This window comes from Pseudomonas sp. 18-147 (assembly GCF_051048045.1).
GTDB classification, from domain to species: Bacteria; Pseudomonadota; Gammaproteobacteria; order Pseudomonadales; family Pseudomonadaceae; genus Pseudomonas; species Pseudomonas aeruginosa.
This window is the reverse complement of record NZ_CP182299.1, coordinates 20122-32995: the sequence shown is the minus strand read 5'-3', so window position 1 is coordinate 32995 and position 12874 is coordinate 20122. Positions and strand designations below refer to the sequence as shown.

The following is a 12874-nucleotide window of genomic DNA, read 5'->3' as shown; positions in this document are numbered from 1 at the left end:
AACCCTCTTTCCGCTTGTGCGGCAAGAGGTAGGGCGCTACAATGCAGACCATAGTTTGGGTGTTTCTGGTCGTCTGCATCGGTCACGCCTTGGGGTTCCAAACAGTGCCACCTGCTAGGTTCCCACCTCTTGCCAAGCCCCGCTGCCACGCGGGGCTTTGCTTTTTCATCCATCTGAACTCCGCTCCTTCGCTTCCAAAGTTCGCGGAATCCAGCCTTTTGCATTCGCCGTCCAGTGCAGCACGCCATGCTGCCGCAGCACTGCCGCCGCGCCATCGAAAGAGCGAAAAAACCGGATGCCTCCCCGGTACTGGCCGAGAATGCGCCGCTCGTTGCCAACGTGCAGCACGATCACCAGCCCGCGCTCTGTGTTCTCGATGACAGCGCCCTTGATCTCATGCGGTGCGTTCTTCGCAAACGCCTTGAAATGAGAGGGCGGCAGTACCTCCAGACTCAACGGTTCCATTTCAACCATCACTTTATACCCCACGCGCCGTATTTCATCAACATTATTAAATTTCGCTAAATCAAAAATGTATGGACTATAGTCCATGCTTTTGACCCGTCCAGCCGGTTAAGTGATTACTCAATCACTCTTTTCATCAAGTGAGCGCACCAGTTCGCGCAGAATATCCGCGATGCTGCGCCCGGTCTTGGCTGCGTGAATCTTCAGCTTCGTGTGCTCGGCCCGGTCAAGGTCGAAATTCACCCGCACGGTGGCCTGCTTGTCGGCAAGATCGGACAGGGTAGGGCCAGCCTTCGCTGCGCTCGGGCGGCCTGCTTTCATGCCAAGTTTTCCGCTACTCATTTTCACCTACTCCTTAATTACTCAAATGGTGCAATTGAGGAAACGGCGCACTTCCTCAGCCAGCGCCCGGATTTCCTCGGCGGCCTCGCTCGTCGGCTCTTGGTCAATGGCCGTGGTGCCGCTGGCCGCGCTGCTCGGGTAGATGACGCGCTGCGTGATGCGCGTTTGCAGGATCGGCAGGCCGTACCCGGCCAGCGCCTCGGAGACTTCCGCGCCAATCTTGGTGCCCTTGATCGCCCGGCTGACCACGAAAGCCGCTTTCAGCTTGCCGTCGGTAAGCTCGATGCGCTGCTTGACCAAATCCACGAGGTCAGAGGTTGCCCAAATGTCGTAGGGCGACGGCTGCACCGGGATCAGCACGCAATCGGCGGCCTTCATTGCCGACACGGCCAGATCGTGAGCCTGCGGCGCTCCGTCGATCACAACAAAGTCTTTCCGGGCCACGCTCTTTAGATCGCGCTCGATGGTCGGGCGGTCGATGCCAACCACGGGCACGGGTTGATCCTCGCGGACGGCGGCCCAATCGCGGGCGCTGCCCTGCGGGTCGGAATCAACCAGCAACACGTCTGCGCCGTCGAGTTGCAGGGCGCGGGCAAGGTGGGTGGCGATGGTGGTTTTACCCGCCCCGCCCTTCTGGTTCAGTACGGCAATGACTTGCATATGCACTCCTTGAGCTATTGAGCGTTTGAGGAAAAAAGGAATTACTCAAGCGCAGTATAGCATATTGAGGATTTGAGTAAATGCACCTTTTGAGGATTTGAAGTCATAAAAAACCCCGCACGCGGCGGGGTTCGGTGGCAGGGCAGGGGAGGGCTTAGGCGGTCTGGTGGATCTCGTCGGGGTCGTCTCAGAAAACGGAAAATAAAGCACGCTAAGCCGGTGGCAGCGGTCGCAATGGCCTGAACTTCCCCGCACCGACCTTGGCACTGCTGCGCCAATTGGGCGGCGACGTTAACCAGGCGGGCAGTACGGCGAGGATCACCCAGCGCCGCCGAAGAGAACACAGATTTAGCCCAGTCAGCCGCACGATGAAGAGCAGAAGTTATCATGATCGTTACCATGTTAGGAGGTCACATGGAAGATCATCAGCAGGTACGGACGCAAGCGTTTCGGCAGCGTTGCCGCCGGACATTCGTCGAGTGGCCGTTGTGATAGGCGCTGCTGCTTGGCGAACACGCTCTTGGCCCAAGTCAGCGCCGCGAGCCATGGGTTATCGGGGGCCGTGCCGGCGAAGTCGAGCGCGACGTACAGCGGCCGTAGATGGCGTCGAATGCGTTCGGCCAGGCCGTCCACCGCCTGCCAGTGCAGCGCCAGTTTGTTCAGTGGCTTGACGCTCATGCGCTGCGCCGTGTTTTGCAGCAATTCCCTGGACATGATTTTGTAGGCGCGTTGGCGCACCTCGCCGAACGGCGTCGGATCGGCCACGCTGTCGTCCACGTACAGCGACAGCAGGCGGCCAACCTGCGGCGTTTCCTGATGGCGTCGCAGCTGTTCGGCGACAAAGGACTGTTTCGCACCCGTGCGGCTCTCGTCCTCAAGTTTTTTCATGTGGAAGGCCATCGCGTCGACCAGGTTGTCGGTGAGCTGCCGGTAACGTACCCAGGCATAGCACAGCAGGTAGAGCCGGGTCTGCTCCGCCTTCAGGTGGCGCAGGTCATGGACGGTATAGAAGTTCGCCAGGCTCGCGTAGTACAGCAGGTTCTGCTGCGAGATGCCGAGCTTGGGCAGCAGCGCCTTGGCGATCCCGTGCAAGGACTTCAGCGTGGCGCGCTTCTCGCGCTCCCCTGCCATCTGACGCCAGCCGAAATCTTTAGCGTCCTGCTTGAGCGCTGCCAGTTGAGACAGGGTGTCGTCACGCACCAGGAGCTGGCCCAGCGCAGCTTTGGCCGATTCGTCCAACACTTCTGCCAGCAAGCCGCCCAAGCGCCTGCGTTCGGTGGACAGGGCTTCACTGACCAGCTCTTGTAAGGTGGTGTGGCCGGGCCGGATGATTTTGTGCTCGCTGAGCCAAACGATCAGTTCGGCGGCCACGAATCCTGGCATTACGTCGCGCCGCACGATCTGTTCAGCCTGCTGTGCCAGTTGCGGCAGGAAGCTAGCCGCCCACGACCGGTAGCCGAACAGTTCGGCGATCTGACCCCTCTGGCTGTAGTGCTCATGCTTGGTGATCGCCTTGCGTTCGAACGCTTCGCCGTGGAAATAGCGACTCAGCACGAAGGCGCAATCGTCCTCGACCTCATGCCAATCGAAGCGGAAGAAAGCATGCTTGGCCTTGAAGTAGCCGATCTGCAAGACGCAATAGACTTGGGCCTGCAGGCTAGGCCGGCTGCTGGCGAACGCCAGTTCAGATTCGGTCAACGCCAGGTATTCCAGCCGCTGAGCATCGTCGAAGTCCGGTAGGCCGTACAAGGCTTCCTGCTCTGCGTCAGAAAAGACGGTGAGTAGCTTATTCTTGTTGCTCATCGACCGTCCTTCCCGCACCACGCCAACCTGCTCGCGTCAATGTTTCGATCAACGTAGTGCGCTTGACATTGAAGTTGCGGCACACCGCCGCCTTAGACATGCCGCCATCGAGCGCGGCGACGATGGCGTCCAGCTTCTCACCAGTGATCGCCTGCGGCCGGCCGCCGATCCGGCCGCGTTTGCGTGCGGCGGCCAAGCCCGCGACGACGCGCTCCTGAATCAAGGCGCGCTCGTACTGCGCGAGCGCACCGAACACCTGGAACAGGAATTCGCCCGAGGGCGTCGTAGTGTCCAGGTTCTCTGTCAGCGAGCGGAACGCCACCCGCTTGTCCTTGAGCGAAGTCACAATGGCGAGCAGGTGCGACAGCGAGCGACCGAGCCGGTCGAGTTTCCACACCACCAGCACATCGCCGGCTCGAACGAACTCAAGCGCCCGCGCCAAGCCGGCACGGTCATCCTTCGCGCCAGAGGCACGATCCTCAAACAGGTGACGCGGATCGACGCCGGCGGCGAGCAGCGCGTCGCGCTGCAAGTCCGTGCTCTGGCGGTCGGAGTCCGACGACACGCGCATGTAGCCAACCAACATAGGCGGATAACCATCAAAAACAGGTTTCCGCATAATAGTGAATAGCGATAGAGTTTTCCGTACATTTTTGAGGGGGTGTTGCACAGGTAGCATAGCGGCGGCTGACAGCCTGTCGCAAAACAAATGTTTTACGACACCTCCTTGAGGTTGCCGCGTTTACATCATTACCTGAACAGGTATAAAATTCCGTCATGACAAACAAAGAAAAACCGCTCGAATGGATCGCGAGCAGCCACAAGGATTTGATGGCGTTGCCGTCCGACGTGCGTCGCCGTTTCGGTTACGCGCTCTCGTTGGCGCAGATAGGCGATCAGGATGACGCAGCAAAGGAGCTCAAGGGGTTCGGTGGTGCCGGCGTGCTGGAGGTCGTCGAAGACGATGCCGGCGGCACCTATCGAGCGGTATACACGGTCAAGTTTGCGGAAGCGGTGTTCGTCCTGCACTGCTTCCAGAAGAAGAGCAAGAGCGGAATCGCCACGCCAAAGGCCGACATGGACATCATCCGCGCTCGGCTGAAGGTGGCCGAGGTATTGGCACAGGAGCTACGAAATGCAAAAACGAATCATTGAAGGCGTCGAGGTTCAGCGCAGCTCGGGCAACGTCTTTGCCGACCTTGGACTGCCTGACGCTGAAAAGCTCAAGATCAAGACCGGCCTGGTGGTCGAGATCAGGAGGGCCATGCGCGCCCTTGGGCTGACTCAACAAGCGGCGGCCAAACGCATGGGCATCCCGCAACCGAAGGTGTCGGGCATGATGCGCGGCGACTTCACCAATCTATCCGAACGCAAGCTGATGGATTGTCTGAATCGCCTCGGCTACGACATCGAAATCAAGGTACGGCCAGCAGCCGAGCCGATCGGGCATCTAACGCTCGCAACCGCTTAATCGGAGCTCTCCTGATGGCAGCCCGCATCACCGACGACGAATGGGACGAACTGACTCCCGAGAATTTCGATACCACGGCACTGCTGCGTGCAGTCGATGCCGTGGACGTGCTGCGCGGCGATTTGAATGACAGCGCAGACGGCGCACCTCCGCAACTGCGCACCGACCTGTTGAAGCTGCATCAACTGGCAATGGCCGCGTTCAACGAGGGATCACGCAGCCGAGTGGCTGAGCTATTTGATCTCGCCGTGGATCTTCAGGATCAGGTTGATCATCTGATGACCTCGCTGGAACAAGTGCAAGAAACCCTGTCCCGGTTGACGGCGCTCTACCCAGAAAGCCTGTCCTGAATGTTCTTGGAGACAACCACATCATGAGCCGCAGCCGCCGCAAAACGCCCATCGTTGGGCACACGACCTGCCGTAGCGAGCGCGAGGACAAGAAACTCTGGCATCAGCGCTGGCGAACCCACGAGCGCACCGCGCTGGCCAGCGCGTCGCCGGAAGCTCTATGCGCCCATCTGCCTCTACTGGAAAACCAGGTCAGCAACGTCTGGTCGATGGGTAAGGATGGCCGCTCCTACTGGCCCATCAAGCGCCAGGCCGCCACGGCGGATCGCATTGCCAACCACAAGGGACGCAATCCGCAAGAGCGCGCCTCCCTGAAAAAGCGTCTGCTGCGCAAGTGGATGAGCAAATGAACCTGTCCACCATCGAGGCGCTGGCTATCGCTTGGGCGCGAATCGCTGAAGAAGCAGAACTCCCAGCCGGCTACGAGGGCACGGCGACGCCAGAGGCGCATCGGGCCTGCGAGGTGATCCAGGAGCGGATTCGAGAGCACGTCGTCGCCACCAATGACATGCGGCTGTTCGGCCTGCTGCACCTGCTTGGGCAGGCGTCGCTGCGTATGGAGCAAGCGCTGTGACCGGAAGAATATGCGCGGATGACCCGCGAGGTCGAGGAAGCTCTCCGAGAGGCCGACGACCCCAACGCCAAGTCGTACACCCACGAAGAAGTCATGCAGGCGATGCAGGAACGCATCGACCGAGCGCGAGACAAAGCCATGTTGATCGGCTGACGGAAATTTCGGCGGTTCCGGCTGATCCAAGAATCTTGGCGTGACCTTACCTCCGCTCTACCGCTGGGTGCCAGCCTCGGCGCACGCCTAACCACCCAACTCAGAAAGGAAAATAAGTTGGTAAAACGCATTCCCGTATCCGAGCTTCGTCTCGGCATGTACATCCACAAGCTCGCCGGCTCTTGGTTTCGACACCCATTCTGGCGCGGCAGCTTCCTACTGACCGAGCCTCAGGATCTCTCTGCCATTCGAGAATGTGGCGTCGGGGAGGTCTGGGTCGACTTGGCCAAAAGCCAAGTCGACCCAGAGAGCCCAGAGAGCCCAGAGAGCCCAGAGAGCCCAGAGAGCCCAGAGAGCCCAGAGCCCAGAGCCCAGAGCCCAGAGCCCAGAGCCCAGAGCCCAGAGCCCAGAGCCCAGAGAATTGTCGGAGGAGCAATCTCTGCCGTCTAGTCCACTAAGCAAGAAAAGTGACGGCGCAACCTCAATGGAGAGCGAAATGTGTTATGCACGGAAACTCTGTCTTGCGGCCAAGTCCCAAGTCATGGACATGTTCCAGGAAGCCCGGCTTGGCAAGGCCGTCGACCCAAGCACGACGTTGCCGCTGGTCGGAGAAATCGCTGCCTCGGTGCTGCGCCAACCTCATGCCCTCATCAGCGTCGCACGCATCAAAACGCACGACGATTACACCTACCTTCACTCGGTTGCCGTCTGCGCCCTGATGCTATCGCTGGCCCGGCATCTCGATCTAGACGAGGAGCAAACGCGCCTGGCTGGCATCGGCGGACTGATGCACGACCTAGGCAAGGCCGCGATGCCGCTGGAAGTGCTTAACAAACCAGGCAAGCTCACCGATGCCGAGTTCGCCATCATGAAGCGCCACCCTGTGGAGGGCGCAAAGATGCTGCGCGCAGGCGGGGCCGAGCCCGGGGTGGTGGACATTGCCCTGCACCATCACGAGAAGATCGACGGAACCGGCTACCCGGATCGCTTGGCCGGTGACGCCATTTCACTCCTGGCCCGCATGGGCGCAATCTGCGACGTCTATGATGCCGTGACGTCGGAGCGAGCCTACAAAAAGCCGTGGGACCCGTCCGCGGCGATGCGGCAGATGGCCAAGTGGGAGGGCCATTTCGACAAACGCATCTTCCACGCCTTCGTCAAGGCCGTGGGCATCTACCCCGTCGGCTCCTTGGTTCGCCTGTCCTCTCAGCGTCTGGCCGTTGTCGTTGAGCCGGGAATGGAATCACTGCTGACTCCCAAGGTTCGCGTGTTCTTCTCGCTACGCTCGAGAGAGCCGATCCCGATGCAGACCATCGACCTGGCGGCCACGAGTTGCAAGGACAGTATCACTGGCCCCGAAGACCCGACGCTCTGGAACTTCAAGAACCTCGACGACTTGTGGATGGAATAGCCCCCACAAAACGACGGCCCCGTGAGGGAGCCGTTGAACATCGTCGAGCGATGCCCGTCCAGGGAGGGATGGCCGAGCTCGATTCTCCAGAAGGTAGCTGGTGACACGAGTGTTGAGCCAACCCAACTAGGGTGACGGAAATTTCTGGGGTTCCGGCTTACATCCCCTTCATGCCAAAGTGCCACTGATTGCCTTTCTTGGTCTGATGCATCTCCGGATCGCGTTGCTGCTCTTTGTTCTTGGTAGAGCTGGGTGCCTCAATGATGGTGGCATCCACCAAAGTGCCTTGGGTCATCATGACGCCTGCTTCGGCCAGCCAGCGATTGATGGTCTTGAACAATTGACGGGCCAGTTGATGCTGCTCGAGCAGATGGCGGAAATTCATGATGGTGGAGCGATCCGGCAGGGCGCTATCCAGGGATAATCGGGCAAACAGGCGCATGGAGGCGATTTCGTACAGGGCATCTTCCATGGCACCGTCGCTCAGGTTGTACCAATGCTGCATGCAGTGAATACGCAGCATGGTCTCCAGCGGATAGGGCCGTCGGCCATTGCCCGCCTTGGGATAAAAGGGGTCTGACGCTCAGTGGAACGAAAACTCACGTTAAGCAACGTTTTCTGCCTCTGACGCCTCTTTTAATGGTCTCAGATGTCCTTTGGTCACCAGTTCTGCCAGCGTGAAGGAATAATGGCCGAGCATATTGATATGTCCGTGGCAAAGCGGGGAGAGGCGTGCGATATCTTCATCATTCAGTGTTTCACCCTGCGCCCGGAGATGATCCAGGGCTGCCTGCATATAAATAGTGTTCCATAACACGACGGCGTTAGTGACCAGCCCCAGTGCGCCCAGTTGATCTTCCTGACCGTCGGTATATCGTTTTCTTATCTCACCTTTTTGACCGTGACAGATGGCTCTGGCAACGGCATGGCGACTTTCTCCCCGATTAAGCTGGGTCAGAATGCGCCGGCGGTAATCTTCATCATCAATATAATTAAGCAGATACAGCGTTTTGTTGATGCGCCCCACTTCAATGATTGCCTGAGTCAGTCCGGAAGGACGTTCACTTTTCAGCAATGAACGGACCAGCACTGAAGCCTGTACTTTGCCCAGCTTCAGGGAGCCAGCGGTCCGGATCATTTCGTCCCACTGAAGGACTATTTTTCGGGGATCTGATTGCCCTCTGGCAATATCATTCAGCACGCCATAGTCGGCATCATGGTCCATTCGCCAGAAAACCGAAGCACCGGCATCAGCCAGGCGTGGAGAAAACTGGTATCCCAGCAGCCAGAAAAGGCCAAAGACAAGTTCGCTGGCACCTGCTGTATCGGTCATAATTTCGGTTGGATTCAGCCCGGTCTCCTGTTCCAGAAGACCTTCCAGCACAAAGATAGAGTCCCTCAGCGTCCCCGGTATAACGATGCCATGAAAGCCGGAATACTGATCGGACACAAAGTTGTACCAGGTGATCCCTCTGTTATTACCAAAGTATTTGCGGTTCGGTCCGGCATTGATTGTTCTGACTGGCGTAACAAAGCGCATTCCATCTGCAGATGCCACTTCTCCTCCACCCCATATCTGTGCCAGTGGCAGCGTTGCCTGAAAATCAACCAGTCTGGCATTAGCGCTGGTGATAGTTTCAGCCCGCAGATAGTTCGCTTTTGTCCAGTTCAGCCGGTGTCGGGTCAGTGCAGGAACATTTGATCTGATCAGTGGTTCCAGACCGATATTGCAGGCTTCAGCCATCAGCACGGCGCTGATGCTGACGGGCAGATCATCAACTCTGGCACTGGCTTCACTAGCATGGAAAAACTCATCAGCAAATCCGGTATGGGCGTTAATTTCGAGCAGCAACTCCGTTAAATCCACCGGAGGGAGTAGATCACTGATCATTTTGCTCAGTCGTTTCAGACTGTCCGGCTCATCAAGACTGGCGAGGGGAGAAATTGTCAACCGGGGCTTCGGGCCAGAAACATCGAGTTCGACAGCCTCATTTTCGCAAAGACGTGCAGCAACCTGTCTGTAACGACTATCAAGCTGATGACCCAGAGATTTTATTGCTTCCTGCGGGTCTGTCGGGTGCCCCAAAGAACGATAAACCTTAATCCGGTTTGCCTGCCAGTCAGCACCCTGTAGTAATCTTGCACGAGGATCTCCCCACCGGTTACTGCCGGTAACGTAGACATCCCTCCGCCTCAGACTATCCTGCAGTTTACTGAGAAAGCAGAGCGTGTATCCCCTGCGGGTGATATGTTTTTCCTTGTTAATCACCAGCCGTTTCCATGACCGACTGATAATTTCCGTTGGTGCGTCGTCAAAAAACTGCCGCCGTGAGCTGAACTCCCGGCTGAGGTAGTCACAGGCATTCAGAGTGGTAACCCCGGCAGGTGCGGATGAAAATTTAACGGTATTCAGCAGATGGGGCAGGAAACGACGAACGCGCCCGTACTGCTCCACCATTTCTTCATGAAAATTATCGTCTGAGGGCCGGGCAATTTCACGGACAAGCGTGATGATTTCAGCCAGCTTTTGCCTTGGGATGTAGCTGAACACCTCAGCACGAATCGATTCGTCCGGTGTTTCTTCTTTCAGCAGGTACGAACATGCGCTGGCGAGCGCCAATGCAGATTTATCCAGATCCTTCAGCGAGCGGAGCCGTTTTTTCTGCCCAATCTTTCTGGCGTCACGGATGATAACGGCCAGCATGGCGTCCAGAACGTCCAATGCATCATCCAGCGCCAGCGTTTCCCATGCAAGGACAAAGGCAACCAGAACCGCCATCCTTTTCTGCGGTGACATCCTGGCAATATTGAACACCGAAGTCATACCAGCATAACGTGCGAGATTTTTCAGGCGCACAGCCGGGAGTGTACTCAGGTTTTCAGCATGCAGGCCAAAATCGTTCAGAGTTTTCCAGCGTTCAATTGCTTCATTAAACGCCGGACCACTGATGGTCACAGGGCCCTTTTTCAGTGATTCCAGTAAAGACAGGCGGCTGCAATCAGTTGGCCCCAGCAGCATCTCCAGCTGTGAACGCTGTTCGGCTGACGGTATCAGTGCCAGTTTGTTCCACAGGCGCAACGTCGCCTTTTCCCTTACCTCTGAAATCAACCGGGTCAGCGTAGTGGCTCCGGGGAGAATAATACGATGTTGCATAAGCCACCCTGTCGCCAGATCGAAAAGCAGGCCAGGACGTTCGTTGCTTATCCAGCTCCGGGTATATAAAAGACGGGTAAGGCGAAATGTCCAGGGCCAGGCAAATTCACGATACTGATAGTGCTGACGTATCAGCGCTGCATGCTCACGGCGGGTATTTTCCCTCTGACCGTATTCTGCAAGAACGGTGATATCACGAATCCCGAGCTGTCTGGCGGTAAAATGCCGGACGCCGGAAGGAATATGATTCATATCGGTGAGGAAGGTGCCCAGAAAACGGACACATCCAATTTGCAGGGCAATGCCCAGACGGTTGTGATCACCTCTGCTTTTTCCGATAAATTCCTTGTCTGCTTCATCAAGGTGAAAATATCGTGCCAGCTGAAGCTCATCCGGTTCACCGGTGAATCTGCCATAGCTTTCAGTCTGCTCAGTGGTCAGAAAGTCAACGGGCATATCGGCCTCCCTGCCTGACGGGCATTTAGTAACATTTTTGCAACCGTACGAAATGTTATAAATTATCAGACATAGTAAAACGGCTTCGTTTGAGTGTCCATTAAATCGTCATTTTGGCATAATAGACACATCGTGTCTGATATTCGATTTAAGGTACATTTTATGCGAATTTTTGGTTATGCGCGGGTCTCAACCAGCCAGCAGTCCCTCGATATTCAGATCAGAGCGCTCAAAGATGCAGGGGTAAAAGCTAACCGCATCTTTACCGACAAGGCATCCGGCAGTTCAACAGATCGGGAAGGGCTGGATTTGCTGAGGATGAAGGTGGAGGAAGGTGATGTCATTCTGGTGAAGAAGCTCGACCGTCTTGGCCGCGACACCGCCGACATGATCCAACTGATAAAAGAGTTTGATGCTCAGGGTGTCGCGGTTCGGTTTATTGACGACGGGATCAGTACCGACGGTGATATGGGGCAAATGGTGGTCACCATCCTGTCGGCTGTGGCACAAGCTGAACGCCGGAGGATCCTAGAGCGCACGAATGAGGGCCGACAGGAAGCAAAGCTGAAAGGAATCAAATTTGGCCGCAGGCGTACCGTGGACAGGAACGTCGTGCTGACGCTTCATCAGAAGGGCACTGGTGCAACGGAAATTGCTCATCAGCTCAGTATTGCCCGCTCCACGGTTTATAAAATTCTTGAAGACGAAAGGGCCTCGTGATACGCCTATTTTTATAGGTGTCTGGACTCGTGGGATCATGTACCCATGCGTAGCTGGCCGCTCTTCAAGGCCAGACACGTTTTGCGTACACTGTTCCAATCCGACTCTTCACTGGCAACTCGATGACCCAGGCACTGCACAGCCAAGCCCGTACTACCCACCTGATCCGTGAGGAAATCAGGAACTCGACGCTCCCGCAGGCCGAACTGGCCAGGATGTACAACGTCACCCGCCAAACCATCCGAAAGTGGCAAAACCGCGAGTCTCCTGAAGACAAGTCGCATGCGCCGAACAAGATGTACACGACGCTCACGCCCGAGCAGGAGCTCATCGTGGTGGAGCTGCGCAAGACGTTGCTGCTGCCCACGGACGACCTGCTGGCGGTCACGCGCGAGTTCATCAATCCAGCCGTCTCGCGTGCCGGCCTGGGACGTTGCCTGCGCCGCCACGGTGTCTCGGATCTACGTAACCTGGTCGAGCAGGAAGGCACTGCGCCCGCCACGAAAAAGACCTTCAAGGACTACGAGCCGGGCTTTGTGCACATCGACATCAAGTACCTGCCGCAGATGCCCGACGAGACGGCAAGGCGCTATCTCTTCGTTGCCATCGACCGTGCTACGCGCTGGGTCTTCATCGAGCTCTATGCCGACCAGACCGATGGCAGCAGTGGCGACTTCCTCAACAAAGTCCAGCAAGCCTGTCCCGTCAAGATCGTCAAGCTTCTGACCGACAACGGCAGCCAGTTCACCGACCGCTTCACGGCTGGCGGCAAGAAGAAGGAACCCAGCGGCACACACGTGTTCGACCGCCTGTGCAAGCAGCTCGGCATCGAGCACCGGCTCATCCCGCCTCGTCATCCGCAGACCAACGGCATGGTGGAGCGCTTCAACGGTCGTATCAGCGACATCGTCAACCAGACCCGTTTTGGTTCAGCTGCCGAACTGGAATCGACGCTGCGCAATTACGTCAAGATCTACAACCACAGCATTCCGCAACGCGCGCTCCAACACAAAACACCCGTTCAGGCGCTCAAGGAATGGCATGAAAAACGCCCTGAATTGTTCAGGAAACGCGTGTATAACCAGCCGGGTCTTGACATATAGGTTAATGTCATGATAATAATGGTTTCTTAGACGTCAGGTGGCACTTTTCGGGGAAATGTGCGCGGAACCCCTATTTGTTTATTTTTCTAAATACATTCAAATATGTATCCGCTCATGAGACAATAACCCTGATAAATGCTTCAATAATATTGAAAAATGACTTCTTAACGTGAGTTTTCGTTCCACTGAGCGTCAGACCCCTAATCCCAGCT

13 protein-coding genes and 4 pseudogenes are annotated in these 12874 nt (G+C 56.9%); 9 read left to right on the top strand and 8 right to left on the bottom strand.

Annotated features, from left to right (window positions below; all coding sequences use genetic code 11):
* Positions 1-165: 165 nt before the first annotated feature.
* From parC to ACM0M4_RS31715, 6 genes and pseudogenes are all read right to left on the bottom strand, one after another.
* The gene (parC, locus tag ACM0M4_RS31740; RefSeq protein WP_011270177.1) at positions 166-552 is read right to left on the bottom strand and encodes a ParC family partition-associated protein; all 387 of its coding nucleotides are present in this window, start codon (positions 550-552) and stop codon (positions 166-168) included.
* Positions 553-585: 33 nt separating this feature from the next.
* Complete coding sequence (locus tag ACM0M4_RS31735) at positions 586-807, bottom strand: plasmid partition protein ParG (protein ID WP_226453204.1); 222 nt, start codon at positions 805-807, stop codon at positions 586-588.
* Between the two features lie 21 nt (positions 808-828).
* Complete coding sequence (gene parA / locus ACM0M4_RS31730; protein WP_008166580.1) at positions 829-1467, bottom strand: ParA family partition ATPase; 639 nt, start codon at positions 1465-1467, stop codon at positions 829-831.
* Between the two features lie 262 nt (positions 1468-1729).
* Positions 1730-1856 (bottom strand): annotated as a pseudogene (locus ACM0M4_RS31725) (IS4/Tn5 family transposase DNA-binding protein); the annotation flags it as partial.
* A gap of 37 nt (positions 1857-1893) precedes the next feature.
* Positions 1894-3270 (bottom strand): annotated as a pseudogene (locus tag ACM0M4_RS31720) (DUF4158 domain-containing protein); the annotation flags it as partial.
* Complete coding sequence (locus ACM0M4_RS31715; protein ID WP_010465829.1) at positions 3254-3856, bottom strand: recombinase family protein; 603 nt, start codon at positions 3854-3856, stop codon at positions 3254-3256. The gene ACM0M4_RS31715 and the pseudogene ACM0M4_RS31720, both read right to left, overlap by 17 nt.
* 191 nt (positions 3857-4047) lie before the next feature.
* Here ACM0M4_RS31715 and ACM0M4_RS31710 point away from each other — a divergent pair, with 191 nt between their 5' ends.
* From ACM0M4_RS31710 to ACM0M4_RS31680, 7 genes and pseudogenes are all read left to right on the top strand, one after another.
* Positions 4048-4425 carry a type II toxin-antitoxin system RelE/ParE family toxin gene (locus ACM0M4_RS31710; protein ID WP_252049631.1) on the top strand — a complete coding sequence of 126 codons (378 nt, stop codon included), beginning with the start codon at positions 4048-4050 and terminating at the stop codon, positions 4423-4425.
* Positions 4406-4741, top strand: coding sequence for a helix-turn-helix domain-containing protein (locus ACM0M4_RS31705; protein WP_001172026.1), 336 nt, complete (start codon positions 4406-4408; stop codon positions 4739-4741). The genes ACM0M4_RS31710 and ACM0M4_RS31705 overlap by 20 nt, the downstream gene beginning before the upstream one ends.
* A 14-nt stretch (positions 4742-4755) precedes the next feature.
* Complete coding sequence (locus ACM0M4_RS31700; protein WP_000741275.1) at positions 4756-5091, top strand: hypothetical protein; 336 nt, start codon at positions 4756-4758, stop codon at positions 5089-5091.
* 23 nt (positions 5092-5114) lie between these two features.
* On the top strand, positions 5115-5441 hold the full coding sequence (locus ACM0M4_RS31695; RefSeq protein ID WP_000091614.1) for a hypothetical protein: 327 nt from the start codon (positions 5115-5117) through the stop codon (positions 5439-5441).
* Positions 5438-5818: pseudogene (locus ACM0M4_RS31690) on the top strand (hypothetical protein). Before ACM0M4_RS31695 ends, ACM0M4_RS31690 begins: the two are co-directional and overlap by 4 nt.
* Before the next feature lie 156 nt (positions 5819-5974).
* Entirely contained in the window at positions 5975-6268 is a 294-nt protein-coding gene (locus tag ACM0M4_RS31685) for a DUF3391 domain-containing protein (protein WP_434324286.1), read from the top strand.
* A 91-nt stretch (positions 6269-6359) separates the two neighbouring features.
* On the top strand, positions 6360-7229 hold the full coding sequence (locus ACM0M4_RS31680; RefSeq protein ID WP_223198360.1) for an HD-GYP domain-containing protein: 870 nt from the start codon (positions 6360-6362) through the stop codon (positions 7227-7229).
* Between the two features lie 166 nt (positions 7230-7395).
* On the opposite strand, the pseudogene ACM0M4_RS31675 reads toward ACM0M4_RS31680, so the two are convergent.
* A pseudogene (locus ACM0M4_RS31675) lies at positions 7396-7806 on the bottom strand (IS5-like element IS5B family transposase); the annotation flags it as partial.
* A gap of 27 nt (positions 7807-7833) precedes the next feature.
* Positions 7834-10839 carry a Tn3-like element Tn3 family transposase gene (locus ACM0M4_RS31670; RefSeq protein WP_001143759.1) on the bottom strand — a complete coding sequence of 1002 codons (3006 nt, stop codon included), beginning with the start codon at positions 10837-10839 and terminating at the stop codon, positions 7834-7836.
* Positions 10840-11001: 162 nt separating this feature from the next.
* Here ACM0M4_RS31670 and ACM0M4_RS31665 point away from each other — a divergent pair, with 162 nt between their 5' ends.
* Both ACM0M4_RS31665 and ACM0M4_RS31660 read left to right on the top strand, forming a co-directional pair.
* Positions 11002-11559 (top strand): recombinase family protein, encoded by a 558-nt coding sequence (locus ACM0M4_RS31665; protein WP_001217881.1) that lies wholly within the window; start codon positions 11002-11004, stop codon positions 11557-11559.
* Positions 11560-11681: 122 nt separating this feature from the next.
* A complete protein-coding gene (locus ACM0M4_RS31660; RefSeq protein ID WP_013213985.1) occupies positions 11682-12662 on the top strand; it encodes an IS481-like element ISKpn27 family transposase in 981 nt (326 codons plus the stop codon).
* Positions 12663-12874 lie beyond the last annotated feature (212 nt).

What these genes read in the sequence shown, in the direction of transcription:
- parC (WP_011270177.1), bottom strand. Translation starts at nt 552, where the DNA reads ATGGACTATAGTCCATACATTTTTGATTTAGCGAAATTTAATAATGTT.
- ACM0M4_RS31735 (WP_226453204.1), bottom strand. Translation starts at nt 807, where the DNA reads ATGAGTAGCGGAAAACTTGGCATGAAAGCAGGCCGCCCGAGCGCAGCG.
- parA (WP_008166580.1), bottom strand. Translation starts at nt 1,467, where the DNA reads ATGCAAGTCATTGCCGTACTGAACCAGAAGGGCGGGGCGGGTAAAACC.
- ACM0M4_RS31715 (WP_010465829.1), bottom strand. Translation starts at nt 3,856, where the DNA reads ATGTTGGTTGGCTACATGCGCGTGTCGTCGGACTCCGACCGCCAGAGC.
- ACM0M4_RS31710 (WP_252049631.1), top strand. Translation starts at nt 4,048, where the DNA reads ATGACAAACAAAGAAAAACCGCTCGAATGGATCGCGAGCAGCCACAAG.
- ACM0M4_RS31705 (WP_001172026.1), top strand. Translation starts at nt 4,406, where the DNA reads ATGCAAAAACGAATCATTGAAGGCGTCGAGGTTCAGCGCAGCTCGGGC.
- ACM0M4_RS31700 (WP_000741275.1), top strand. Translation starts at nt 4,756, where the DNA reads ATGGCAGCCCGCATCACCGACGACGAATGGGACGAACTGACTCCCGAG.
- ACM0M4_RS31695 (WP_000091614.1), top strand. Translation starts at nt 5,115, where the DNA reads ATGAGCCGCAGCCGCCGCAAAACGCCCATCGTTGGGCACACGACCTGC.
- ACM0M4_RS31685 (WP_434324286.1), top strand. Translation starts at nt 5,975, where the DNA reads ATGTACATCCACAAGCTCGCCGGCTCTTGGTTTCGACACCCATTCTGG.
- ACM0M4_RS31680 (WP_223198360.1), top strand. Translation starts at nt 6,360, where the DNA reads ATGGACATGTTCCAGGAAGCCCGGCTTGGCAAGGCCGTCGACCCAAGC.
- ACM0M4_RS31670 (WP_001143759.1), bottom strand. Translation starts at nt 10,839, where the DNA reads ATGCCCGTTGACTTTCTGACCACTGAGCAGACTGAAAGCTATGGCAGA.
- ACM0M4_RS31665 (WP_001217881.1), top strand. Translation starts at nt 11,002, where the DNA reads ATGCGAATTTTTGGTTATGCGCGGGTCTCAACCAGCCAGCAGTCCCTC.
- ACM0M4_RS31660 (WP_013213985.1), top strand. Translation starts at nt 11,682, where the DNA reads ATGACCCAGGCACTGCACAGCCAAGCCCGTACTACCCACCTGATCCGT.